Origin of the sequence: Lentzea cavernae (genome assembly GCF_014653695.1) — a bacterium.
Taxonomy (GTDB): domain Bacteria; phylum Actinomycetota; class Actinomycetes; order Mycobacteriales; family Pseudonocardiaceae; genus Lentzea; species Lentzea cavernae.
Window position 1 is genome coordinate 791456 of sequence record NZ_BNAR01000001.1, and the last position, 23916, is coordinate 815371.

Annotated in this window: 25 protein-coding genes; 11 read left to right on the forward strand and 14 right to left on the reverse strand. The window is 69.6% G+C overall.

What is annotated here, in order from left to right; genetic code table 11:
- Positions 1-9: 9 nt before the first annotated feature.
- The 8 genes from IE307_RS03525 to IE307_RS03560 are packed head-to-tail and all read left to right on the forward strand — an operon-like array spanning position 10 to position 6988.
- Positions 10-690, forward strand: coding sequence for a response regulator transcription factor (locus IE307_RS03525; RefSeq protein WP_191296488.1), 681 nt, complete (start codon positions 10-12; stop codon positions 688-690).
- Positions 683-2365 carry a sensor histidine kinase gene (locus IE307_RS03530; RefSeq protein ID WP_191295952.1) on the forward strand — a complete coding sequence of 561 codons (1683 nt, stop codon included), beginning with the start codon at positions 683-685 and terminating at the stop codon, positions 2363-2365. The genes IE307_RS03525 and IE307_RS03530 overlap by 8 nt, the downstream gene beginning before the upstream one ends.
- A 40-nt stretch (positions 2366-2405) precedes the next feature.
- Positions 2406-2930 carry a hypothetical protein gene (locus tag IE307_RS03535; protein WP_191295953.1) on the forward strand — a complete coding sequence of 175 codons (525 nt, stop codon included), beginning with the start codon at positions 2406-2408 and terminating at the stop codon, positions 2928-2930.
- On the forward strand, positions 2927-3952 hold the full coding sequence (locus IE307_RS03540) for a peptidoglycan-binding protein (RefSeq protein WP_191295954.1): 1026 nt from the start codon (positions 2927-2929) through the stop codon (positions 3950-3952). Before IE307_RS03535 ends, IE307_RS03540 begins: the two co-directional genes overlap by 4 nt.
- Positions 3949-4623: an ABC transporter ATP-binding protein gene (locus tag IE307_RS03545; protein ID WP_191295955.1), complete on the forward strand. Its 675-nt coding sequence runs from the start codon at positions 3949-3951 to the stop codon at positions 4621-4623. Before IE307_RS03540 ends, IE307_RS03545 begins: the two co-directional genes overlap by 4 nt.
- Entirely contained in the window at positions 4620-5828 is a 1209-nt protein-coding gene (locus IE307_RS03550) for an ABC transporter permease (protein WP_229904347.1), read from the forward strand. The genes IE307_RS03545 and IE307_RS03550 overlap by 4 nt, the downstream gene beginning before the upstream one ends.
- Positions 5829-5865: 37 nt before the next feature.
- Positions 5866-6525: a DUF4328 domain-containing protein gene (locus IE307_RS03555; RefSeq protein WP_191295956.1), complete on the forward strand. Its 660-nt coding sequence runs from the start codon at positions 5866-5868 to the stop codon at positions 6523-6525.
- A gap of 49 nt (positions 6526-6574) precedes the next feature.
- Positions 6575-6988: a MarR family winged helix-turn-helix transcriptional regulator gene (locus IE307_RS03560; protein ID WP_191295957.1), complete on the forward strand. Its 414-nt coding sequence runs from the start codon at positions 6575-6577 to the stop codon at positions 6986-6988.
- Here IE307_RS03560 and IE307_RS03565 read toward each other — a convergent pair.
- The gene (locus IE307_RS03565) at positions 6985-7923 is read right to left on the reverse strand and encodes an NmrA/HSCARG family protein (RefSeq protein WP_191295958.1); all 939 of its coding nucleotides are present in this window, start codon (positions 7921-7923) and stop codon (positions 6985-6987) included. The two genes, IE307_RS03560 and IE307_RS03565, sit on opposite strands and share 4 nt — an antisense overlap.
- 139 nt (positions 7924-8062) lie before the next feature.
- Between IE307_RS03565 and IE307_RS03570 the strand changes: the two genes are divergently transcribed.
- A complete protein-coding gene (locus IE307_RS03570) occupies positions 8063-8479 on the forward strand; it encodes a hypothetical protein (protein ID WP_191295959.1) in 417 nt (138 codons plus the stop codon).
- On the opposite strand, the gene IE307_RS03575 is transcribed toward IE307_RS03570, so the two are convergent.
- From IE307_RS03575 to IE307_RS03585, 3 genes are read right to left on the reverse strand one after another with little or no spacing between them, the layout of a single operon-like run.
- Positions 8476-8907, reverse strand: a complete 432-nt coding sequence (locus IE307_RS03575) for a hypothetical protein (protein ID WP_191295960.1) — start codon at positions 8905-8907, stop codon at positions 8476-8478. The two genes, IE307_RS03570 and IE307_RS03575, sit on opposite strands and share 4 nt — an antisense overlap.
- Positions 8904-9269, reverse strand: a complete 366-nt coding sequence (locus IE307_RS03580; protein ID WP_191295961.1) for an SPW repeat domain-containing protein — start codon at positions 9267-9269, stop codon at positions 8904-8906. Before IE307_RS03580 ends, IE307_RS03575 begins: the two co-directional genes overlap by 4 nt.
- A 42-nt stretch (positions 9270-9311) precedes the next feature.
- Positions 9312-10088, reverse strand: coding sequence for a heparin lyase I family protein (locus IE307_RS03585; RefSeq protein WP_191295962.1), 777 nt, complete (start codon positions 10086-10088; stop codon positions 9312-9314).
- Positions 10089-10226: 138 nt separating this feature from the next.
- Here IE307_RS03585 and IE307_RS03590 point away from each other — a divergent pair, with 138 nt between their 5' ends.
- Complete coding sequence (locus IE307_RS03590) at positions 10227-11258, forward strand: FAD-dependent oxidoreductase (protein ID WP_191295963.1); 1032 nt, start codon at positions 10227-10229, stop codon at positions 11256-11258.
- Positions 11259-11266: 8 nt separating this feature from the next.
- On the opposite strand, the gene IE307_RS03595 is transcribed toward IE307_RS03590, so the two are convergent.
- From IE307_RS03595 to IE307_RS03620, 6 genes are read right to left on the reverse strand one after another with little or no spacing between them, the layout of a single operon-like run.
- Entirely contained in the window at positions 11267-12340 is a 1074-nt protein-coding gene (locus IE307_RS03595; protein ID WP_191295964.1) for a S1 family peptidase, read from the reverse strand.
- Positions 12341-12348: 8 nt separating this feature from the next.
- On the reverse strand, positions 12349-15063 hold the full coding sequence (locus IE307_RS03600) for an AbfB domain-containing protein (RefSeq protein ID WP_191295965.1): 2715 nt from the start codon (positions 15061-15063) through the stop codon (positions 12349-12351).
- Positions 15064-15070: 7 nt separating this feature from the next.
- The gene (locus tag IE307_RS03605) at positions 15071-16039 is read right to left on the reverse strand and encodes an ABC transporter permease (protein WP_191295966.1); all 969 of its coding nucleotides are present in this window, start codon (positions 16037-16039) and stop codon (positions 15071-15073) included.
- Positions 16036-17004 (reverse strand): ABC transporter permease, encoded by a 969-nt coding sequence (locus tag IE307_RS03610; protein WP_191295967.1) that lies wholly within the window; start codon positions 17002-17004, stop codon positions 16036-16038. Before IE307_RS03610 ends, IE307_RS03605 begins: the two co-directional genes overlap by 4 nt.
- On the reverse strand, positions 16976-18487 hold the full coding sequence (locus IE307_RS03615; RefSeq protein ID WP_191295968.1) for a sugar ABC transporter ATP-binding protein: 1512 nt from the start codon (positions 18485-18487) through the stop codon (positions 16976-16978). The genes IE307_RS03610 and IE307_RS03615 overlap by 29 nt, the downstream gene beginning before the upstream one ends.
- Positions 18477-19517, reverse strand: coding sequence for an ABC transporter substrate-binding protein (locus IE307_RS03620; protein WP_191295969.1), 1041 nt, complete (start codon positions 19515-19517; stop codon positions 18477-18479). Before IE307_RS03620 ends, IE307_RS03615 begins: the two co-directional genes overlap by 11 nt.
- A 125-nt stretch (positions 19518-19642) precedes the next feature.
- On the opposite strand from IE307_RS03620, the gene IE307_RS03625 reads away from it, so the two are divergent.
- Positions 19643-20632: a LacI family DNA-binding transcriptional regulator gene (locus IE307_RS03625; protein ID WP_191296490.1), complete on the forward strand. Its 990-nt coding sequence runs from the start codon at positions 19643-19645 to the stop codon at positions 20630-20632.
- Positions 20633-20709: 77 nt separating this feature from the next.
- On the opposite strand, the gene IE307_RS03630 is transcribed toward IE307_RS03625, so the two are convergent.
- From IE307_RS03630 to IE307_RS03645, 4 genes are all read right to left on the reverse strand, one after another.
- Positions 20710-20946, reverse strand: a complete 237-nt coding sequence (locus IE307_RS03630) for a macro domain-containing protein (protein ID WP_373305932.1) — start codon at positions 20944-20946, stop codon at positions 20710-20712.
- A gap of 303 nt (positions 20947-21249) precedes the next feature.
- Positions 21250-22515: a tannase/feruloyl esterase family alpha/beta hydrolase gene (locus IE307_RS03635; protein WP_191295971.1), complete on the reverse strand. Its 1266-nt coding sequence runs from the start codon at positions 22513-22515 to the stop codon at positions 21250-21252.
- 11 nt (positions 22516-22526) lie between these two features.
- Complete coding sequence (locus IE307_RS03640) at positions 22527-22895, reverse strand: STAS domain-containing protein (protein WP_191295972.1); 369 nt, start codon at positions 22893-22895, stop codon at positions 22527-22529.
- Between the two features lie 70 nt (positions 22896-22965).
- On the reverse strand, positions 22966-23883 hold the full coding sequence (locus tag IE307_RS03645) for a helix-turn-helix transcriptional regulator (RefSeq protein ID WP_191295973.1): 918 nt from the start codon (positions 23881-23883) through the stop codon (positions 22966-22968).
- Between the last annotated feature and the right edge of the window lie 33 nt (positions 23884-23916).

Consider the following 23916-nt stretch of genomic DNA (forward strand, 5'->3'; position numbering starts at 1 on the left):
CGCATGGGCATGTGCGTGCTGGTGGCCGAGGACAACGTGATGCAGGCCGACATGCTCGGCAGGTACCTGCGCCAGGAGGGCTACCGGGTGCGGATCGTCCACGACGGATCGGCCGCGCTCGACGAGATCCGCCGCGACCGGCCCGACCTGCTCGTCCTCGACGTGATGATGCCGGAGCTGGACGGGCTGGAGGTCGTGCGCAGGTTGCGCAACGAGTCGGACGTCCCGGTCCTCATGCTCACCGCGAGGTCCACAGAGGACGATCTGCTGCACGGGCTCGACCTCGGCGCCGACGACTACGTCACCAAGCCCTACAGCCCGCGCGAGCTGATGGCGCGCGTGCGGACGTTGCTCAGGCGGGTCCAGCGGCCGGCCGCGACCGGCATCGTGCTCGGGGACCTCACCGTCGACCCCGACCGCCACGAGGTGCGGGTGCGCGGCGAGCTGGCCGAGTGCACGGCGTCGGAGTTCCGGATCCTGCACACCATGGCGGCGAGCCCCGGCCGGGTGTTCACCCGCGCGCAGCTGCTCAGCGCGGTGCACGGGCTGGACGGGTACATCACCTCCCGCACCATCGACGCGCACGTCATGAACCTGCGCAAGAAGATCGAGGTCCAGCCGCGCAGGCCCGCGCACCTGCTGACCGTGCACGGCGTCGGCTACAAGCTGGTGGACGGCTCCGGTGCATAGCGTTCTGGCGCGCCTGCTGGCCGCGTCCGCGCTCGTCGCGCTCTTCTCGATCACCGCGACCGCCTGGCTCGCCGCCCAGAGCACGTCCACGTCGATCAGGCAGGAGCTCGGGAACGCGCTCGCCGGGGACGCGGCCACCTACCGGGACCTGATCACGTTCGCCGTCGAGCACCGCGCCTGGGACGGCGTCGCGCTGCCGCCGGGCAGGAGCCGCCTGATCCTCACCACGGCCGACCGCCGGGTCATCGCCGACAGCGGCACGAACCTCGACCCGGCCCAGCTGCCGGCCGTGCCGTCCGCGGTCGTAGACCCGCTGGAGCTCGACCTCGCCCAGGTCCCCGGCTCCCCCGCCGACCGGATCGACCCGAGGATCACCGGCCCGTTCCAGCTCACCGAGCGCGAGAAGGCGGGTCTGACCCATGACGCGGACATCTTCCGTTCGCGCTGCCGCGGCGCGTCGGAGGCCGCCCAGCTGGAGACGGCGGCCACGGCCTGGGGCCGCCCGATCGTGAACGTGGACAGGACGATCCCCGCCCCGGCCGCCCCGGCCTGCGCCGAGGTCCAGGACCGGTTGACCACGCTCACACCGGGCGAGTCCGCGGCGTTCAACGACCTGGGCCTGCGGGTCGGCGACTGCCTGCGGCAGCGCGGCCTGCCCGCCGAGCAGCTCACGATGAACGCGTCCTGGCAGCCCGTCGCCTCCAACGCCGAGTGCCTGGCGAGCGCGCGCCGCGCCCAGCTGCGGCCCTACGTCGCGCCGCCCGCGCTCCTGTTCGTCACCGACGCCGCCGGCAAGACCACCGCGGCGACCGTCGTGCGGTTCGACGTCGGCCGGATCGTGCTGGTCGCCGCCGTCGTGCTGGTCCTGACCGTCGGTGTCAGCGTGGTGGTCGCGCTGCGGATGACCAGGCCGTTGCGCTCGCTCACAGCGGCCGCCGAGCGGTTGCGGCACGGTGACGACGCCCAGGTCGACATCCGGTCGCGCAGCGAGATCGGCCAGCTCGCGCGGGCGTTCAACGACATGGCCGCGCACCGGGCCCGCACCGACGCCCAGCGCAAGGCCATGACCAGCGACATCTCCCACGAACTGCGCAACCCGCTCGGCACGATCCGCAGCTGGCTCGAGGGCGCGCGCGACGGCGTGGTGGAGCTGGACCGCACGACGCTCACGTCGTTGCTCGACGAGGCCCTGGTGCTGCAGCGCCTCATCGACGACCTGCAGGACCTCGCGCTGGCCGACGCGGGCGAGCTGCGGCTGCACCCCGAGACCGTCGACCTGCGGGAGCTGTTCGACCAGCTCGTCGTCGCGCATCCCGGGCTGGTCGCGGAGGGCGGCGGGGTGGTGACCGCGGACCCGGTGCGGCTGCGGCAGGTCCTCACGAACCTCGTCTCGAACGCCTTCCGCTACACGCCTGCCGACGGCACGGTGCGCCTGGAGGCCCAGGACGGGCGGATCACGGTGAGCGACACCGGGTCCGGCATCGCCGCCGAGGACCTGCCGCACGTGTTCGACCGGTTCTGGCGCGCGGACCGCTCCCGCACCCGCGACACCGGGGGCAGCGGACTCGGACTCGCGATCGTGCACGCGATCGTGAGCGCTCACCGCTGCACAGTCGCCGTGGAGAGCGAGGTCGGGCGCGGGACGACGTTCACGATCACGTTCCCGGCACGCTGAGCGCACATCCTCCTCACAACCGCCCGGCAGCATCGCCGCCATGAAACCCAGGCTGGTGATCGGCGCCGCCGTGCTGCTGCTTTCGGCGTGCAGCCAGGCCGCGCCGCCGTCCTCGAACGTGGCGTCCCTGCAGTCCTCCGGCGCCGTCGCGCCCTCCTCCGGCACCGCTGCTCCGGCCGGCGACCAACCGCGGCTGCGCATGGACATGACCGACGAGGAGAAGCAGCGGTTGTACGACGCTCACACCGCGTGCCTCGCCGAGAAGGACCCGAACGCCACGGGCACGGGAGCAGGCCCGGCCGGGCGCCGGCAGTACAACGACGAGGCGTGGAGGCTCTGCGCGAAGACGTGGCCGCTGCCGCCGTGGGAGATGGACTCCTCCAACCCGACCTTCGCGGACAACTGGCACCGGAACGTCAAGTGCCTCAACAGCCGCGGCATGAAGGTCATCGAGACCGAGCCCGGTAGCTGGACCTACGACGGCGAGCAGACCCTGCCGCACGAGCAGCGCGCCACGATCGAGAAGGAGTGCGAGCAGGAAGTCTTCGGCGGAGGACGCCGGTGAAGCGGTGGCTCGTCGCCGGCGTCGCGGTCCTGGTGCTGGCAGCCGGGGTGTCGGCGCTCACCTGGACCCGCCGTGCTCCCGCCCAGACCGCGCAACCTCCCGCGCCCCGGACGGTCGCCGTGGTGAAGACCGACCTGACCGACGTCCGCGAGTTCAAGGCAACACTCGGTTTCGGCGCCTCGCAGGAGGTGACGGGGCGACGGCCGGGCACGCTCACCTGGCTCCCGGCACCCGGCGCGACCGTCGGCCGCGGCACCGCCCTGTACAAAGTGGACAACCGTCCCGTGTGGTCGTTCTTCGGCGACACCCCGTTGTGGCGCAAGCTCGACAAGGCCGGTACCAAGGGCCCGGACGTGAAGATCGTGAAGGACAACCTGGGCGCGCTGGGCTACAAGCTCGGTGGCGCCCCCGACGAACTCACCCAGGCCACGATCGACGCCGTCAAGCGGTGGCAGAAGGCCGAGAAGGTCGAGGAGAGCGGCGCCGTCGACCCCGGTGACGTCGTCGTGCTGCCCGGCGAGGTGCGCGTCGAGGCGGTCGTGGCGACGCTGTCGGCGCCCGGTGAGGGCCCGCTGATGCGCGTGACCGCGACGGGCAAGGCCGTCGACGCCTCGATCGACGCGCGGCAGGCGGAAGTGTTCAAGAAGGACCTGAAGGTCACCGTCGTGCTGCCGAACGGCACCGAGACCACCGGGACCGTGCGGTCGGTGAGCACCGAGGTGAAGTCCGTGAAGAACCCCGCCGGCGAGGAGACCCCGGAGGTCGCCGTGGACATCGGCCTCGACACCGAGGCGGGCTCGTTCGACTCGGGCCCGGTGCGGATCCGCCTGACGAGCACCGCGCGGCAGGGCGTCCTTGCCGTGCCGGTGACCGCGCTGCTCGCGTTGCGCGAGGGCGGTTATGCCGTCCAGACCGGGGAAGGCGCGCTCGTCGCGGTGAAGACCGGCCTGTTCGCGGGCGGGCTGGTCGAGATCAGCGGCGGTGGCGTCCGCGAGGGCCTGCAGGTGGTGACGACGTCATGACACCGGTTCTCCAGGTCGTGGACGCCGTCAAGGAGTACGCGGGCGGCGTGCGCGCTCTCGACGGCGTCTCCCTGACCCTGCACGAAGGCGAGGCCGTCGCGATCGTCGGCCCCTCGGGTTCGGGCAAGTCGACGCTGCTCAACCTCCTCGGCACCCTGGACCGCCCGTCGAGCGGCACGGTGGTGCTGGACGGGCACGACATCACCACCCTGTCCGACCGGCGGCTCTCGGCGTTGCGCGGGCGGCGGATCGGCTTCGTGTTCCAGCAGTTCCACCTCACCGACGGCCTCACCGCCGTCGACAACGTGGCCACCGGCCTGCTCTACGCGGGCGTCCGCCGCAAGTGGCGGACCGCGATGGCGACCGAGGCGCTCACCCGCGTGGGCCTCGGCCACCGGCTCCGGCACCGCCCGCACGAACTGTCCGGCGGCGAACGCCAGCGCGTGGCCATCGCACGCGCCGTGGTGAACCGGCCTGCCCTGGTGCTGGCCGACGAACCGACCGGCGCCCTGGACACGGCCACCGGCCGCGCGGTGCTCGACCTGCTGCTCGACCTGAACCGGGACGGCACGACCCTCGCGGTGATCACGCACGACCGCGAGGTGGCGGCCCGGCTGCCGCGCCGGGTGGAGATCCGGGACGGCCGCATCCGTTCGGAGGTGGCGGTGTGAGCGCCGAACGCCGGCCCCGCGGCGACGTCAAGCCGACCCGCCTCAGCCCGGCCGACCTCCTGCTGCTCGGCCTGACCCCACTGCGCACCAGGCCCATGCGGGCCGTGCTGTCCGCGCTCGGCATCTCCATCGGCATCGCCACCCTGGTCGTCGTCACCGGCATCCCGGCGTCGAGCCGCGCCGCGTTGATGGAGGAGTTCGCCGCCCTGGGCACGAACCTCCTGCGCGCCGAGGCGGCGACCGGCACCGACGACGAACCCGCCTCCCTGCCACCGGAGTCCGTCGCGATGGTCGACCGCATCGGCCCGACCGGCGACGTCAGCGCGGTCGCGAACACGCACGCCGTGGTCCGCCGCTCCGACCGCGTCCCGGACTCGGAGACGTCCGGCCTGACCGTGCTGGCCGCGAAGCTGAACCTCCTGCAGACGCTCAACGGCCGCGTGCGAGCGGGCGTGTTCCTCAACGAGACCACCGAGAGGTTCCCCACCGTCGTGCTGGGCGACGTCGCCGCGACCCGGCTCGGCATCACCGCCCCGGACGCGCAGGTGAGGATCAACGACACGTGGTTCACGGTGATCGGGATCCTCGCCCCGCTGCCGCTCGCGCCGGAGGTCGAGCGGTCGGCCCTGGTCGGCTGGGAGTCGGCGAAGGGCCTCGGTTTCGACGAACGGCCCACCGTGCTCTACCTCAGGGCCGACGAACCGGCGATCGACGACGTGCGGGCCGTGCTGCCGCAGACGATCCACCCGCAACAGCCGGCGCAGGTGCGGGTCAGCCGCCCGTCCGACGCCCTCACGGCCAAGCGCCTCACCGAGAACACCTTCTCGGCGTTGATGCTGGGGCTGGCGGGCGTGGCGTTGCTGGTCGGCGGGATCGGGGTCGCGAACACGATGGTGATCTCCGTGCTGGAACGCAAGCGCGAGATCGGGCTGCGCCGGGCACTGGGCGCTCACCGCGGCCAGGTCAGGACCCAGTTCCTCACCGAGTCGGTCGTGCTGTGCCTGCTGGGTGGCGTCGCGGGTGTGCTGCTGGGGCTGACGGGCACGGCCGGGTACGCGTACGCGCACAACTGGCCCGCGGTGATCCCGGTGGAGATGGTCCTGGCCGGACTCGGCGCGGCCGTCGTGACCGGTGTGGTCGCGGGTGTCTACCCTGCCGTGCGGGCGTCGCGGCTCACGCCGACGGAGGCGCTCGCCGCGCCGTGAGCGCCCTCCCCCGGGCCGCGTCTATCCTGGCGGGGCCATGAACCGGGGGAAGAACGCGCAGCGCTTCAGGTCCGTGCGCGGCCTGGGGCTCGTGGCGTCCGTCCTCATCGGGCTCGTGGCCCTCGGCAACGTCGCCGAGGCCGCGGCCGACTGGCTGACCTACACGACCATCCGCGACTACCGCGCCCACGACACCACGCCGGCCGAGCTCGCCACGCACTACACGGTCAGGGTTCTCACCAACTGGCCGCCGGCGGTCATCACGGCCGCGGCGATCACCGCGTTCATCATGTGGCTGCACAACGCCCGCATCAACGCCGGGCACCTCGTCCCCGCGGGCGAGCGCCTCCGCGACCCCGTGTGGGTCTGGTTGAGCTGGTGCGTACCCGTCGTGAACCTCTGGTTTCCCAAGGTGGTCGTCGACGACGTCTGGCGCGCCAGCGATCCGCGGCTGCGGGACGTGCCCCTGGAGGAACGGCCGTCCCCAGCCACGACCACGAGGTGGTGGACCGCGTTCGTGCTCATGTGGCTGCTCGACCTCGTGCACGTCCAGTCCTTCCAGGACGGCGACATCTCGAACGGGTGGTACGCGTTCGCGGCCGTCCAGACGACGATCTGCGCGGCCGTCGGCATCGTCGCCGCGGTCCTCGCGGCGCGGGTGGTGCGACAGATCTCGTCCTTCCAGAGCACCCCTTAGGCCGTCCGTCCTCTTCGGACTGCACGACCTCCGGGTTACCATCACCCCCATGCCAGACGTCGGCGTCCTCTCCGCACACCTGCTCTCGGGCTTCCAGAAGGAGCTCTTCGCCCGTCTGGCCGAGGCGGGCCACGAGCACCTGCGCCCGCGTCACGGCGCCGTCATGGCCTACATCGCCACCACGGGCACGCGCGCGAGCGAGCTGTCCGAGCGTTCCGGCCAGCACAAGCAGGTCGTCAGCACGCTGGTCGACGAGCTCGAACGCCTCGGCTACGTCACCCGGCAGCCCGACCCGGCGGACCGGCGGGCGAAACTGGTCGTGCCCACCGACCTGGGTCGTGACCAGATGGTCCAGGCGAAGCGGATCATCTCCGACATCGAGGCCAGGCTCGCCGAACTGGTGGGGCGCGAGCGGTTCAGCGAGTTCAAGGCCGTCTTCGAGGAGATCACGCGCCGCCACTAGCCGATCACGATCTCCTCGCGGTGCGCGGTGAGGAACTCCTTCAGCGTCAGCCACCCCGGCACGAGCTCGCGGGTCCGCGCGGTGCCGCGGCGCGGCAGGATGTGCGTGTCGAACTCCGCGTAGTACTGGAACATGTTGCCCAGGTCCTCCGCCGCCGGGAAGCCGAGCGCGCGGAAGTCGTTGTGGGACATGGGGTCGTACGCGACCTCCTCGCCCAGGACCTCGCTGAAGGCCTCGGCGACCTCCTCGCCGGTGAGGTGCTCGGCGCCCAGCCCGATCGTCTGGCCGATGGTCTCCGACGGGTGCTTGAGGATGCTCACGACCGCCTTGCCGATGTCCTCGGCCGCGATGCCGGAGATCCTGCTCTCCCCCATCGGCAACGACAGCGCCAGCGTGCCGTCCGCGCGCCGATGCGGCGCGGAGCCGCTCAGCAAGTTGTTCCAGTAGAACGACATCCGCACGTACGTCGTCGGTAGCCCCGCCTGTGCGAACAACGCGTCCGCCTCGCCGCCCTTCACGTCGAAGTGCGGCACCTTGTACTTCCCCTCGAGCGTGGGCATCCGGTCGTCGTCGAGCGAGATCGCCTCGCGGGTGTCCTCCAGCGTCGACCACACCACGTGCCGCAGGCCTTGCGCCGCGGCCACCAGGTTGCGGACCTCCTCGACCTCCTTCGCCGGCGACATGTGGGTGAAGTACGGCGTGACCAGGTACGCCCCGTACGCGCCGTCGAACCCCTTCCGCAGGCTGTCCACGTCGTACAGGTCGGCCGCGACGACCTCCGCGCCCAGTGCGGCCAGCTTCGCGGCCGCTGCCGACTCGGGGTTGCGGGCGAGCGCGCGCACCGCGAACTCCCCGTCGGCCAGCAGCGCCCTCGCCACCGACCCGCCCTGCTCGCCGGTCGCACCCACCACGGCAATGATCTTCTTCTCGCTCATGCCCTCCACCATATAGTCATAAATCTTGACTATCAAGCTGGATGACTACCTCGATCGAGTGGCATCGGCCACGATCAGCTGATTTACCGGTGGCCAACCGGCACGGCGCAGGCTCCGGCCAAACGAGGAGGAGCACCTGATGCGCAAGATCCTGGCCGCGGGAGCCGTGGTGGCAGCCGCTCTGAGCACGACGGCCGGCATCGCCCAGGCCGAGTCCAGCCCGACCTGTTCCAGCGTGACGCAGATCGGGTCGACGGCCTACGCCACGAGCGGCGGCACGACCGTCGCGTCGGTCAAGCAGTTCAAGGGGTGCGGGAAGAACTTCTCGTACGTCTACGTGTGGGACTCGTGGATCTCCAGCCACAGCAGGGACTTCACGCTCCGCACGTACGTCCAGACGCGCCCGAACAACAGCAACGGCTACAAGACGGGTGCGCGGGGGCAGCAGGAGCTGTGGTCCGGCGGCGCGGACACGCTCGACCAGTGCACGCGCGCGCACGGTGAGGTCGACGGGAGCAGCTACTTCACGTTCGCCAAGACCAGCGAGCGCTGCTAGCTCGACGCGAACTCCGCCAGCCCGCCGGCCACCAGGACGGTGGCGGTGGAGCGCCCGGCCGGACTGTGCCGGTCGGGCCCGTGCTCCGGCAGCCGCGTCTTGTTCACGCGCACACTCGTGTCGTAGGCCCGGACGTGCTGAGGGCACTCACAACCGCCGGCGAGCGGCACGGTGCACGCGAACCCCGTGCGCAGCCGCTCGACGTCGGAGGCGGAGAGGATCGAGGACCAGACCATGACCTCGTCCTCCTCGCCGAACACCACGAAGCCGTCGTAGCTGAACGCCCGCAACTCACCGACCGAGCACGCGGCGCAGAACAGCACGCGCGTGTAGTCGTGACTGCGCTCGTACGGCCCGGCCTCGTGGACGTTGACCACGAACTCCTGCTGTCCCGAGCAGATCAGGCAGAGGTCCGACCAGGTCCTCATCTCCGCATGCCGATCAGCAGCGCCAGCGCCGCCGTGAGCGCGATGAGACCGCCCACCACCAGCTGGTTGAGCCAAACGGCCGCAGCGCCACCGTCCGCTCGCAGCAGCGCCACGACGACCAACCACAGCGCCAGCCCGATCGTCACGTGCCGGATGAACGGCACGTCCAGCGGCGCCATCGCCCGCACCATGCCGAGCAGCATGATCACGACGGCCAGTCCCATGGACACCCAGTACGGCCGGAAAGCGTGCAGCGACGCGTCGAAGTGCAGGACCGGCGGTGCGGCGATCAGCCACACGCCCGCCAGGAAGGCGGCGACACCGGCCCTGCTCTCGACAGTTCGTCCGTGTACATCCCCCACACGGGTAATTCTGGCCTCTACAGGCCCGTGTGGGAACACCCTCTATTCGTTCCGGTACGCCTTCATGTTGCGGAGCAGCAGATAGGTGTCCTGGAGCTGCGCGGAGTCGTTGATGCTCCGGTAGATGCCCCACTTCGGATGTGCCTGGTCACCGCCCAGCCACGTGTCGAAACCGGACCGCGACGCGGTGACGACCGTCCTGCCGGCGTCCTTCAGCGTGAAGCGCAGGCTGCCGGAGTCGGCGACCTTGATCTCGATCTCCACGTCGATCCACCTGGTGCGCAACGGGGCCAGCGGTGTGCTGCCGAGCTTCGCCTGTCCCGCGCCGAACAGTCGCATCTCGACGGTCTCGGTGGAACCGGAGCGGAACAACGACATGGTGACCACGGGCGAGTCGACGCCGGTGTGCTTGACCTGGAAGATGTGAGTGAAGCTGGTGGTGCCCTTCAACGACGCCGGGATGTACATCTGGTAGGTGAACCGCCAGGTCTCACCCTTCTTCATGTCGTGCCGGGTGCTGCCGGTCTGAATGGCGCGCACCTCGTTGCGCTGCCGGTCGGCACCGTCCCGGTCGGCCTTGTGCATCACGAACCGGTACTGGTCGCTCTCGGCGAAGACGTGCGTCGCCGACGGGTGCGAGTCCGAGCGGTCGTCCTCGATGCCGGCGAACGCCTTCAGCCCGGCCACACCGGGGTTCGGAGCCCACTTCTGCACGAACGCCATCGCACCCACGTCGGCCGATGCCACACCCGCGGCCAGTGGCGTGGCCGCGACGGCGAGAGCGCCTCGCAGTGCGGTGCGGCGGTTGAACAACTCCATCGGTGTTCCTCCTCGAACCAGGGATTCGAGGCAGCGGTGGGCACACGATGCCACATTTGTGGAGATGTGGTGCAGATCCGGTGAAGGTGTCGCCGGAAGCGGAAACCGGCCCGGTCGCCCGTCCTACCGTCGGACGGCATGGACACCGTGGACGTGCTCGTCGTCGGCGCCGGGCTGGCCGGCCTCACCACCGCGCGCCTGCTCGCGGAGGCGGGGCTCGACGTGGCCGTGTGCGAACGCAGGACGAGCCTCGAGACCGGCATCCGCACGACCGGCATCTTCGTCCGGCGCACCCTGGACGACTACGCGCTGCCCCACCTCGGCCCGGCGGTCCGGCGCGTGCTGCTCTACCCGCCGTCGCTGGAGAAACCGGTGGAGCTCGTGAGCGCGCGCGACGAGTTCCGGGTCGGCGACATGGAGGGCATCTACGCCTCCGCGGTGCGGGACGCCGAACGGGCGGGCGCGCAGGTCAGCCTGAACTCGAGCTATCCGGCCAAGTCCACGAGAGCGCGGTTCACCATCGGCGCGGACGGCGCCCGGTCCACGGTCGCGAAGAACCTCGGCCTCGACGTCAACCGGCAGCTGATCACCGGCATCGAGGAGGTCTACCCGGTCAGGACCGGTTCGGTGCCGACCTTCCACTGCGTGGTCGACCCCCGGCTCGCGCCCGGCTACATCGCCTGGGTCATCGACGACGGCGAGCACGCGCACGTCGGGCTGGCGGGGAGGGCCGACCGGTTCACCGCGCCGCTCCCCCAGCTGCTGCAACGCTTCCGCGACAGCTTCCCGGCCCCCGACCCCACCGGGCCGGTGAAACGGCGGGGCGGGCCGATCCCGGTCGGCGGACTGCTCCGCAGGATCGTGTCACCGCAAGGGCTGCTGGTCGGGGACGCGGCGGGCGCGGTCTCGCCGCTCACGGCGGGCGGGCTCGACCCGTGCATGCGGATGCCCGAGCTCGCGGCCTCGGTCACGTTCGACTACCTGCGCAGCGGCAACAGGTACGTGCTGGAGCACTACGACGGCGCGGCGATGAGGCGCCGGTACCTGCTGCGGTCCCAGTTGCGCCGCGGGCTGTCGCTGGTCCGCGGACCGGGCCTCGCCGAGGTGGCGTTCGCGTTGCTGCGCACGCCACCCGGCAAGGCCGCGGCCAGGCGGATCCTCTTCGACTAGGACGTGCCTCAGGCGGTCAGGAGCGTCAACCCGTACGTGCGAAGGATCTCGTTGACGGGCTGGAACCAGGTGCGGCCACCGCTGGAGCAGTTGCCGTACCCGCCGGACGTCACGCCCTGCGCCTGGTCACCGGTGATGAACGACCCACCGGAGTCGCCACCTTCGGCGCACACGCTCGTCCCGACCATCTCGTAGACCGCGCCCTGCTGGTAGTTCACGGTCTCGTTGCGGCCCTGGATCACACCGCAGTGCCAGTGCGTGGTCGAGCCCGAGCGGCACACCGAGGTGCCGGGCGGGGCCTCCCACGACCCGCGCACCAGCGCGTCGCTCGTCTGGCCCCAGCCGAGCACGACCGGGACGTTCCACCAGCCGCCGCCGGTGCGTACCCAGCCGTAGTCGTTGGTGGGGAACGACGATCCGACGAACTCGCCCTGCCACGACCGGTCCCAGCCGTAGACGTTCCAGGCACCGACGTTGCAGTGGCCGGCGGTGACGTAACCGCCGTGCACCGAGAACCCGATCGAGCACCGGACGTTGCCCGTGTAGAACGGGTCGCCGCCGACGGTGCCGGCCGCGAACGTCTGCGGCTTCTGAACGCCCGCGGTGTTCACGACGACGTCCTTCGGCAGCGCCGAGAGGTCGGCACCCGGCAGGGCGTCGACCACGACGGCGCCGCGCTGGACGTCGACCCGCCACCCGGCGACGTCCTTCGGCACCGCCCCGGCCTTCGACAGGCCGTCGATGCCGGACTTCACCGCGTTCAGGGACGCGAGTGTCTTCGTGCGCAGCACCGGTTCGGCGCCGGCCGCTCTGACGGCGTCGGCCTTCGCCGGGTCGGTGACGGCCACCTTGAGCTTGCCGTCGGCGTACCAGCTGCCGCCGTACGCGCCGGCGGCTGCCTGCTCGGCGGCCGGCGCGATCTTCAGCGCCACCTTCTCCTGGCGGATCCTCATCAGCGCTTCGGCCTGGGTGATGCCGAAGTCGCGGCTCATCGCGTCGACGACCTCGGCAGAGGCCGTCGCGGCAGGGATGGTGATCGTGCTCAGCACGACCGCGGACACGGAAACCATTCGTAGCAGCATGATGTCTCCTACGGGGTCCAGGGCGAGCTGACGGCCCAGCTCACGTCCTGGTTGTACGAGGCAGGGTTGTCGTACGTGTGCGCGCCGCCGTTCGAGGCGACCCAGACCTCCTCCTGGTAGTGCCGGATGCTGGTGCCGAGCTCGTTGATCGACTCCAGTCGCACGCCACCGGTGCCCTGCTGCGCGCAGAAAGTGGCGTCGCGGCGGAACACGTCGGTGTTGTCGTTGCCGCCGAGCCGGACGCGGAAGTCCGCGTGCCGCAGGTACTGCCCGGGGATGTTGCGGGACTCGAACGAGTAGCACGTCGGGTCGGCGAACCCGCGCCGCACCACGAACGTCGCGTCGGCCTTCGTCAGCGCGTCGCTCGTGCCGCTCACGACGTCCGTGCGCGCCAACGACTCCCGGTGCCGCAGGTAGCGGTCCGTGAAGCCGGGCGAGGTCACCCGGAACGAGCGGGCCTGGTCCAGCGGCAGTTCCGCGCCGCTGCGCCACAGGCCCGTGCCGATCGCCCACGTGCTGTCCGCGGAGAACGAGTTCGCGGTGTCCCAGGGGTTCGGGCCACCGGAGCGTGCCAGGTACACGCCCTCGTTGAAGTGCCGCACGAACGAACCGCGCACGTTGTACGACTCCAGCGCGGTGCCGCCAGAGCCTTCCCGCGCGCAGAACGTGGCATCCGCCGCGATCGTGCCGTTGTTCACGTCGGTGCGGATGCGTCCGTTGCTGTGCCTGAGGAACTGGCCGGGGAAGTTCCGCGACTCGAACGACAGGCAGGCGGAGTCGGCCAGTCCGGGACGCGGGTGGAACGTCGCGTCCAGCTTGGCCAGGTCCGTGCTGATCACGTCGGTCCTGGCCAGCGACTCCTGATGGCGCAGGTACCGGTTGGTGTAGCCGGAGGTGGTGACGCGCAACGACACCACGTCGTCAGGGCTGACGGCCGTACCGCGGGCGACGGCGAGAACTCCGAGGTTCACCGCCCGCACCCTCGACTCGGTCATCTTCAGGATGCGCCGGTCGTAGGTGTAGAAGCCGTTGACCTCGTTCTCGACGTCGTACGGCTCGGTGTAGACCATCGCGGAGAGCCCGCGGGTGTGGATGAGCCGCTGGACCTGCTTGATGACCTCCTCGTACCGCTTGGTCAGCGACTGCTCGTCCGGGTACAGCGCGCCGTAGGCGAACCCCGCGCCCGGCTGGTACTCGTGGCCCACGATCCTGCGGCCGAGACCACCGAACTCGCCGAGCATCGCGACGCGGTTGGCGTCGGGCTGCCGGGTGTTGGCCGAGATCTGGTAGTGGTGGTCGTCGATGATGTCGCCGTTGCCGGGGTCGGGGTCCGAGACGCAGCAGTTGGACCCCGAGTTGTGGTTGATCAAGCGGGTGTTGTCGATGGAGCGGACCAGGTTCACGATCCGCCCGGCGTCGTACTCGCCCCAGCCCTCGTTGAACGGCACCCACTGCACGATCGACGTGATGCCCTTGAGCTGGTCGATCATCCGGCGCAGCTCGGACTCGAAGTTGGCGTGCGAGTTCGGCACCTCGTCGATCGCGTCGACCGAGGGCATGTCCTGCCAGACCATCAGGCCTAGCCGGTCCGCGTGGTAGAACCAGCGCGCCGGTTCGACCTTGATGTGCTTGCGGACCATGTTGAAGCCCAGTGCCTTCTGGCGTTCGAGGTCCCAGCGCAGCGCCTCGTCGGTCGGCGCGGTGTAGAGGCCGTCCGGCCAGTAGCCCTGGTCGAGCGTGCCGCTCTGGAAGACGAACTTCCCGTTCAGCAACGGCCGCATGACACCGCCGACCATCGCCTTGCCCAGCGAGCGCATGCCGAAGTAGCCGGTGACCGAGTCACCGCCCCCGAGCGTCACGCGCAGGTCGTAGAGGAACGGGTCGTCCGGTGACCACAGCCGGGCGTTCGGCACCGGCACCCGCAACGAGGTGCCGGTCGTGCCGGTCTGCCGGCCGACGACCTGCCCGCCGCTGATCACCTCTGCCGTGACCGACTGGCCGGCGGTGCCCTGCACGACCAGGTCGAGCGCGCCCGCGCCGACGTTCGGCGTGGTGTCGAGACGCGTGATGTTCGCCGCTCGCACGGGTTCCAGCCACACCGTCTGCCAGATGCCGGAGGAGGCGGTGTAGAAGATCCCGCTGGGCGTGCGGCGCTGCTTGCCGATCGGGTAACGGCTGCCGTCGACCGGCGAGTGCACGCCGACGACGATCTCGTTCGCGCCGGAGATCAGCGCGGACGTGATGTCGAACGAGAACGCGTCGAAGCCGCCGGTGTGCGTGCCGACCTGCCTGCCGTTGACCCAGACCCTCGTCTCCCAGGTCACCGCGCCGAAGTTCAGCTTGACCTGGCGACCGTTCCAGGAGGACGGAACGGTGAAGGTGCGGCGGTAGAACATGTTGTCCTCGTGCCGCTTGATCCCCGACAGGGCGGACTCGATCGGGTACGGCACGAGGACGCCTTCGGCCAGTGGCCTGCCGATCGGCGGGTTGTTCAGGTTCGCCGCACCCGCGAACTCCCAGACGCCGTTGAGGTTCTGCCATTCAGGGCGCTGCAGCTGCGGACGCGGGTACTCGGGCAGGGCGTTCGACGGCGAGACCTGGGAGGTCCAGGGCGTCGCGAGCGGAGGGGTCTTGGGGACCCACTCCGCCGCGTGCGCTGTCGGTGTCAGGAAGGTTGCTGTGATCAGGATCGAGACCAATACGCCCAGGACGCGTCTGGTCATGGCTCTCCTATCTTCGCAATATCCGTTGTAGGACAACGACGATGAGAAGGAACACGCCGCTGACCACTGACTGGTAGTTGCTGTCGAGAGTGCCGATCTGGTTGATGACGTTCTGGATGACCTTGATCAGGCCCACGCCGATCACGGTGCCGAGGACGGTTCCCATGCCACCGGTCAGCAGGGTTCCGCCGATGACGACGACCGCGATGGCGTCCAGTTCGAGGCCCACACCGATGACCGTGACGCCCGACTGCAGATAAGCGGCGGTCAGGGCGCCGGCGAGACCCGCCAGCGTGCCGCTCATCGTGTAGACGAGCACCTTGGTCTTCGCCACGGGGACGCCCAGCAGGACCGCCGACTGCTCGGCGCCCCCGGTGGCGAACACGTTCTGGCCGAAGTTGGTGCGGTTGAGGACCATGCCGCCGAGGACGGCGAGCACGGCGGCGACGAAGATCGGGTAGCCGAAGCCGAAAACCGTGCCGCGGCCCAGTTCGACGAACGCGCTGTCCGCCGGGATCTGGTAGGTGTTCGCGCCCTCGTCGGTGATCACCAGCAGCAGGCCGCGGGCGAACAGCAGCGAGGCGAGCGTGACGATGAACGGCGCCATGTTCGTGCGGGCGATCAGCAGGCCGTTGATCAGCCCGATCAGCCCGCACACCACGAGCGGCAGCGCCAGCGCCACTAGGAACCCGTACTGCGAGCCCCAGGCCGCGAGCACGCCTCCCAGGGCGTAGACCGAGCCGACGGACAGGTCGATGCCGCCCGTGATGATCACGAACGTCATGCCGATCGCGATCACCGCGAGGAACGAGCCCTGCAGGGCGAGGTCGCGCAGGTTGTCGAGGCTGCCGAAGCGCGGGAACACCAGCCACGACACCGCGACCATCAGCACGAGCGCGACGGCGGCCCCCTGGCGTTGCAGGACCTTCGTCCTGGCGGCCATGGTCGGTGTCGCCTTGGTCAGGGTGGCGGTCATCGGCGCTCCCGTGCCACGTACACGGCGGCGATGATGATCGCGGCCTGGATCATCTGCGCGATCGAGTCCGGCAGGTTGTGCTTGATCAGGGTGGCCCTGACGAGCTGCATCAGGATCACGCCGAACACCGTGCCGAGCACGCGGACCTTGCCGCCGGTCAGCGGGGTCCCGCCGACGACCACCGCGGTGATCGCGGACAGTTCCATCAGCAGGCCCATGTCGGCCGGGTCGCTCGCGGCGAGCCGCGAGGTGGCGAGGACGCCGGCGATCGCCGCGAGCACGCCCGTGATCGCGTAGACGCCGATCAGCACCCGGTTGACCGGGAGCCCCGCCAGTGTCGCGGCCTTGCGGTTGCCGCCGATCGCGACGAGCTGGCGGCCGAACGTGGTGCGGTTCGTGAGGCCCGCGATCACGAGCGCCAGCAGGCCCGCGATCAGCACGCTGACCGGGATGCCGGCGACGTCGCCGGTGCCGAGCGCGAGGAACGTCTCGTCGTGCAGCTGCACGAGCTGGCCGTCCGCGATGACCAGCGCCAGGCCCCGTCCGCCGACCAGCAGCGCGAGCGTGGCGACGATCGGCTGGATGCCGACCCTGGCGACGAGGAACCCGTTGAACGCCCCCGCCAGCAAGCCGACGACGAGCGCCATCGTGATCGCGACGAGCGGGCCCGCGCCGAGGTAGAGCGGGATGATCGCGGCGGCGAGCGCCATGACCGCGCCGACGCTCAGGTCCACGCCCTCGGTGCCGATCACCAGCGCCATGCCGAGCGCGACGATCAGCACCGGCGCGGCCTGGACGAGCTGGGTCGTGAAGTTGCCCAGTGTCAGGAAGTTGGCCGTGAACAGGGCGTTGAACAGCAGCAGGACGCCGACGGCGACATAGACACCGTTGTCCTGCAACCACCGCGTTCTGGCGGCCGCGGAGCCGACGGCCGTCTTAGTGGGTGCTTGCGTGGTCTGAGTCATCCGTCACCTCCGCCGCGATCGCCTTGAGCACGTGCTCACGGGTGAGCTGGTCCCCTTCCAACTCGCCGGCGACCGACCCGTCGCGCAGCACGACGAGCCGGTCGGCACCGTCGAGCAGCTCGTCCAGCTCGGAGCTGATCAGCAGCACCGCCAGGCCCTCCCGCGCGAGTTCGTCGATCAGCGCCTGCACCTCGGCCTTGGCGCCGACGTCGATGCCGCGCGTCGGTTCGTCGAGGAGCAGGATCCGGGGCTCGGTGCAGAGCCACCTGGCGAGCAGCACCTTCTGCTGGTTGCCGCCGGAGAGCTCCGCGACCTTCTGCTCCGGGCTGGACACCTTGATGCGCAGCCGTTTGATGAACGTGTCCACGATCCGGTCCTGTTTGGACCGGCTGGTCACACCGAACCGGCTGAGGCGCGGCAGCGCGGCCAGCACGATGTTCTCGCGCACGGACAGGTTCGGGATGATTCCCTCGGTCTTGCGGTCCTCCGCGAGCATGCTGATGCCCGCCCTGGTCGCCGCCTTCACGGTGCGCGGCACCGGTGTGCCCGCGACGAGCACCGTGCCGCCGTCGATCGGGAGCGCGCCGATGATCGCCTTCGCGGTCTCCGTGCGCCCCGATCCGAGCAGGCCGGCGAGGCCGACGACCTCGCCGGGCCGGATCGCGACGCTGACGCCGTTGATGCGCGGCTTGCTCGTCAGACCGGTCGCCTCGAGCACCGGTTCGGCGTCGGCGTGGTGGTCCTCGCCGAACGCCGTGGTGCCGTGGTTCTCGATCTCCTTGACCGACCTGCCGAGCATCAGCGAGACCAGCTCGATGCGCGGAAGTTCTTTGAGAGGACCACTGTGCACGTTCACACCGTCCCGCAGCACCGTGACGGTGTCGCAGATCCGGTACAGCTCGTCCATGCGGTGGCTGACGTAGATGATCGCGATCCCCTCCTCGTGCAGCTTCTGCACGACACCGAGCAGCGTCTCGACCTCGCGCGGCTCCAGCGACGACGTGGGCTCGTCCATGATCACGACGTCCGCCTCCGCCGCGACGGCCCGCGCGAGCGCGACCATCTGCTGCTCACCGACCGCGAGCGTCCCGAGCGGGCTGCTCACGTCCGCCGTGATGCCGTAGCCGCGCAGGAGCTCCGCGGCGTCGGCGTCCCGGCGGGCGCGGTCGATCAGGCCGAACCTGTTCCGCGGCTCGCGGCCTAGGAACAGGTTCGCGGAGACGCTCATCAGCGGAACGAGGTTCACCTCCTGGTAGATCGTGGAGATGTGCCCGTCGCGGGTGATGCGACCGGCATCCGGGGTGTGGATGCCGGTCAGCACCTTGATCAGCGTCGACTTGCCGGCGCCGTTCTCCCCCACCAGCGCGTGGATCTCCCCGCGCTGGAGGGTGAAGTCGACGTCGCGCAGCGCCTGGACGCCGGCGAACGTCTTGGTGACGCCGGCGACCTCGATCACCGGAGAAGAAGGGATCTCAGTAGGCATTGGCGAGCTTCTGCGCGGCGTTCGTCGAGTCGTACTCGTCGTCGGAGATCACGATGGTGTTCGGGATCTCGTCGCCCTTGCCGAACTTCTCCAGCGTGTCGAACGCGAGCGGGCCGAAGCGCGGGTTGGACTCGACGACACCGGTGTAGCTGCCGTCCACCAGGAGCTGCACGGCGTTGCGCGTGCCGTCGACGGACACGATCTTGACGTCCTTGCCGGGCTGCTTGCCCGCGGCCTTGAGCGCGGTGACGGCGCCGACGCCCATCTCGTCGTTCTCGGCGTAGACGGCGGTGATGTCGGGGTTGCTCTGGATGAGCTGCTCCATCACGGCCTGGCCCTTGGACCTGTCGAACTCACCCGTCTGCTCCGCGACGACGGTGAGGCCCGGCGTGCCGGCGATGCCGTCCTTGAAGCCCTTGGTGCGGTCGACCGTCACGTTGTTGCCCGACGCGCCGAGCAGGATCGCGATCTTACCGGTGCCACCGGTCGCCTTGATCATCTGCTGGGCGGCGCGCTTGCCCTGCTCGACGAAGTCGGAGCCGATGAACGTCAGGTAGTCCGTGCAGGGCTGCGACGACACCTTGCGGTCGATCGTCACGACCGGCACCTGCTTGGCCTTGGCCGCGTCGAACGCGGGCTGCAGGCCGTCGGAGTTGAGCGGCGCCACGATGAGCAGCTTCGCCCCGCGGTCGATCAACGACTTGATGTCGCTGATCTGCTTGTTCAGGTCGCTCTGGGCGTTCGTGTAGAGCAGTTCGGCACCGCGCTTCGCGGCCTCGTCCCTGATCGACTGGGTCTCCGCGGTGCGGAACGGGTTGGCCTCCTTCTCCGACTGGGAGAAGCCGACCACGGCACCCTTGAGGTCGATCTGGGGGTACCCGGTCTTGCTCCGCGCACAGCCGGGACCAGCGCTTTGGTTCTGCGCGGCAGACGCGGCAGGCCCTTCACTGGTCGCGGTCGTCGGGGTTTCTCTGCTGGTGCATCCCGTCACGAGCAAGGCTGCGACGGCGATTAGCAGGATGCGAGACATCGTTGGCTCCTACACACGGGGCTGTACGTGGACGCGCTGTGTGGCGTTAGATTTGCATCGTTGTTCCAACGATGTAAAGACCCGAGACCGTCCCGGTATTTTTCCCGGTACTTTTTGTGGAGGCTCTGTTGGCCACGCTCAAGGACGTCGCCCGCCTGGCGGGCGTGTCGGTCAAGACCGTGTCGAACGTGGTCAACGGCTACTCGTTCGTGAAACCGGACAACCGCCGCCGCGTCGAGGAGGCCCTGGAGGCGACCGGCTACCGCCCCAACCTAGGAGCCCGCAACCTGCGCCGCGGCCGCACCGGCTTCATCGCCCTGGTCCTGCCCGAGCTCTCCATCCCCTACTTCGCCGAACTGGCCGGCCTCGTCATCGCCGCCGCCCAGGAACACGAGTGGAACGTGCTCATCGAGCAGACCTTCGGCACCCTCGCCGGCGAACGCTCCGCGCTGGCCGCTTTGGGTCCGCACCTGGTCGACGCCGCGATCCTGAGCCCGGAAGCCCTCCAGGTCGATGACTTCCAGTTGCCCGTGCCCGCCGTCCTGCTGGGCGAGCACGCCGTCGACGTTCCGATCTCCCGCGTGGGTATCGACAACGTGGCCGCCGCCCAGTCCGCCGTCCGGCACCTGATCTCACTGGGCCATCAGCGGATCGCCGCGATCGGTGCCCACCCCCATCGAGGCACCGCCGCTCTGCGCCTGGAGGGGTACCGGTTGGCTTTGGCGGAGGCTTCTTTGCCGTTCGTGGATGAGCTTGTGGTGCCTGCGTTGAACTACCACCGTGCTGATGGTGCCGCCGCCATGAGGTCGTTGCTGGACCTGCGCACGCCGCCGGATGCTGTGTTCTGCTTCAACGACTTGCTCGCCATCGGTGCGATGCGGGCTGCTGCTGAGCGTCTTGTGCGGGTGCCGTCCGATCTGGCTGTGGTCGGCTTTGACAACAACGAGGAAAGCGTTTACAGCTCTCCGTCACTGACGTCTGTTGCGCCGGACAAGGCTGCTATCGCCCGGGCTGCGGTTGATCTGCTGCATCGGCGGGTGGAGTCCGGGGAGTCGCTGGAGAACGTGGAGACGCCGTTTTCGTTGCAGGTCAGGGAAAGTACTGTGGCGCGGTGATGTTCGGGTCGGATCACATCGTGTTCAAGGGGTAGGAGTTCCCTTGGGCCAGCGCGGTGGACGATGGAGATCGCGGACTACGGGCGCACGAAGGCGTCGTAGGCTCGCTGGTCGAACAGCACGAACCTGATCACTCCGGCTGAGGCGTCCTCGACAGCCTCGTGGGCGATCCGAGCGGCGTCTTCCACAAGCCACCGGTAGATCCCGGTGGAAATCGCCGGAAACGCGATGGTCTGGGCGCCGAGCTCGGCCGCCACCCGCAGGGACTTGCGGTAGCAGTCGGCCAGGAGGGTGGAACGGTCCTCGGTGGCCAACCAGACAGCGCGATCGGCAGAGCTGACGAGGTTCAAGATCGTGGCGACGCGAGAGGCCCCGCCCACCCAGGGGGCAGGCCACCGACCCCGACCTCCTCACAACTTATCGCCGAACCAGCGTTGTCAAGGCGTCGCTCGGCGATCTGTGGACAACTCGGGGGTCCTCGTGCGATGCGGTCGAGTTGTCCACAGATCTGCGTCGTAGGGGCTTGACACGGTGGTCGCGCGGCTAAAGTCGTTGCTGGGTGGAGTGGTGGTAAGCCCCCAGGGTGGGCGGGGCCTCGCAGCGGGGCCTCGCAGCGATCACGCCAACGGGCAAGTGCTCACATCGGCCGGCCGAGGCAGAGTCGCCGACCGAGGCGGCTGAACCCCGTCCAACCACCGCTCCAAAGCCACGAACGCCGCCCGATGACAAGGCGCAAGGGGCCGCAACCGATCCGGATGCGCATCCACCAGCCCGTCCACGTGCGTGCCCTGCTCCACCCGGTAGTACCGGTGCAACCGATCAGGCGTCATCCCCGCGTACACATCCGAGTCCTGACCGATCGGCAGCAACACGTCATAAGTCCCGTGCACAGTCAGCAGGGGCCGCTTCACCTTCCCGGTCAATGAAACCCGGGACACCGCAGGCCCCGCCACCCGCCGTCGAGCCGCATACGAGTAGTCCGCATCGCAAGAAGGCGTGCCAGAAGCGCAGAACGGCACACCGGCATCGAGCTCACCGTCGAACGAAGGATCGAACTCCTCGCGGTAGATGCGCTGCGTCAGATCCCAGTAGTAGCGGTAGTGGTAGTCCCACAGGAATTCCGTCCCGGCAGGAAAACCGGCCGCGACCATCTCCGCGTGCGCGCCGGGTTCGCCCGCCAGGTAGCGGGGGTAGGCGCGCAGGACGGGCGGGAGGAAGGTGAGCGGGTTCGGGCCGGAGGCGGTCCAGAGGGTGCCTTCCCAGTCGACGCCGCCGTCGTAGAGGTGCGGGCGGTTCTCCAGTTGCCAGCGGACGAGGTAGCCGCCGTTGGAGATGCCGGTGGCGATGGTTCGGCGTGGGGTGCGACCGTAGCGTTGGGAGACAACGGACTTGGCTGCGATGGTCAGTTGTGTGAAGCGGTGGTTCCACTCCTCCATCGCGCGGCCGTCGCGGTAGAACTGCGCACCGGTGTTGCCCTTGTCGGTGGCGGCGAAGGCGTAGCCGCGGGAGAGGACCCAGTCGGAGATGGCTCGGTCGTTGGCGTATTGCTCGCGCACGCCCGGTGAGCCGGTCACCACGAGGCCGCCGTTCCAGCGGTCGGGGAGCCTCACGACGAACTGGGAGTCGTGCCCGCTGTTGTTGGTGTTGGTGCGGGAGGTGTCCGGGAAGTAGCCGTCGATCTGGATTCCCGGTACCGGGCCGGGGACGGGCAGGGCGGCGCTCGTCAGGCCCGCCCAGTCGGCCGGGTCGGTGTGGCCGGTGGTGACCAGGCCCGTCGTCGTCAGGTCGGCCAGCCTCGCCGACTCCTGGTGTTCGGCGCCGGGGACCGTCGTCGCGGAGGTCGGCGGGGTCAGCGCCAGTACAAGCACCAGCGGAAGCAACATAGCTGGTCAAGCTAGTTGTGGTGGCTCCTCCGCGACATGGTTGCCTCCCACACAAGACTTGCCTTGAACGTGGTGAAGCCGAACAGGTCCAGCACTCTGCGGACCTGGGGCTGGACGTCGTGCAGGGACAGCGACTTGCCGTTGTGGTGGGCGGCGCAGAGCAGGACCAGCAGGGTGCGCAGGCCGCCGGCGGACAGGAACGTCACCTCGGCCAGGTCGATCGACACGCGTTCGCTGGTGGTGTCGTTGATGCCGGGCAGCACGGCGGCGAAGAGCAGGTCGCAGGTCGTCATGTCCATCTCGCCACGGCACGTGGCGACGAAGCGGGTGCCGGAGCGTTGCGTCCGCACGGCGAACGGGCTGGTCTCACAGGCGGTCATGAACCACTTCACCGCACGCCGAGGCCCGGACGATAGCAGCGGAAGCGAAGGCACGAACGGGAAAACGAACTCAGTGCGAGCGCAGGGTCTGCGACGGGGTGACGCCGTAGGTGGCGCGGTACTGGGCGGCGAAGACGCTGGGGCGGGCGTAGCCCCACCTGGCCGCTGTCTCGGTGACAGAACCCTTGCCCGCCTTCAGGTCGTCGTGGGCGCAGGACAGTCGCACGGCACGGAGGTAAGCCATGGGTGTCGTGTTGAGGTGACGGCGGAAGGCGAGTTGCAACGCGCGGATGGACACGCGTGCGGCGCGTGCGATGTCGGCGGCGGAGACGTCCGTCGCGGCGTTGTCCTCGATGAACGCGACCGCACGGCGCAGGCTTCGAGGGTGCGCGTCGCGCCGGTCGGCCGACGTCGACATGTCGAGCGTGGTGTTCGGAAAGGCCGCGAGGGTGGTGGACACCAGCAGGCGCGTCGCGTTCGCCATCACCAGAGGGCTGTCGCCGAACTGGGGCAGCACCTCGTCGCGCAGGTGCACGCACGTGGACCACCACGTCCTCGCGGCCTGCGGCGAGAGCGGCCGGAATCCGGTGAAGCGGGCGCCGTCGGCCACCTCGTCGATCACCGGCTGGGTCAGCGTGACCGTCGAGAGCCGCGGGTCGCGGATCGCGCCGACGAACGGGCTGTCCGGCGGGGCGCTCAGGAACGCCTCACCGGGCATCCAGAAGCGGTCTTCCCCACCAGAACCGTAGTAGACCATTCCGGTGCTCGTGTGCCCGAACACGTAGTTGTGCATGGGATCGACGGTGACTTCGAGACCGATGCGCCCGTGCAGTTCGTCGAACCGCACCTGTCCGTTCACCTGCGACGCCATCCACACGTGGGGATGCTTGATGCCGCCGTTGAGGCGCATTTGGCCATAGACCGCGCTCAACATCTCGTTGGCCGCGTCCAAGTCATTCAGCTCGACGACCTGCTCCACGTGCAGCACGATCCTCGTCCGTCTCGCGGGTGTCCATCGCCA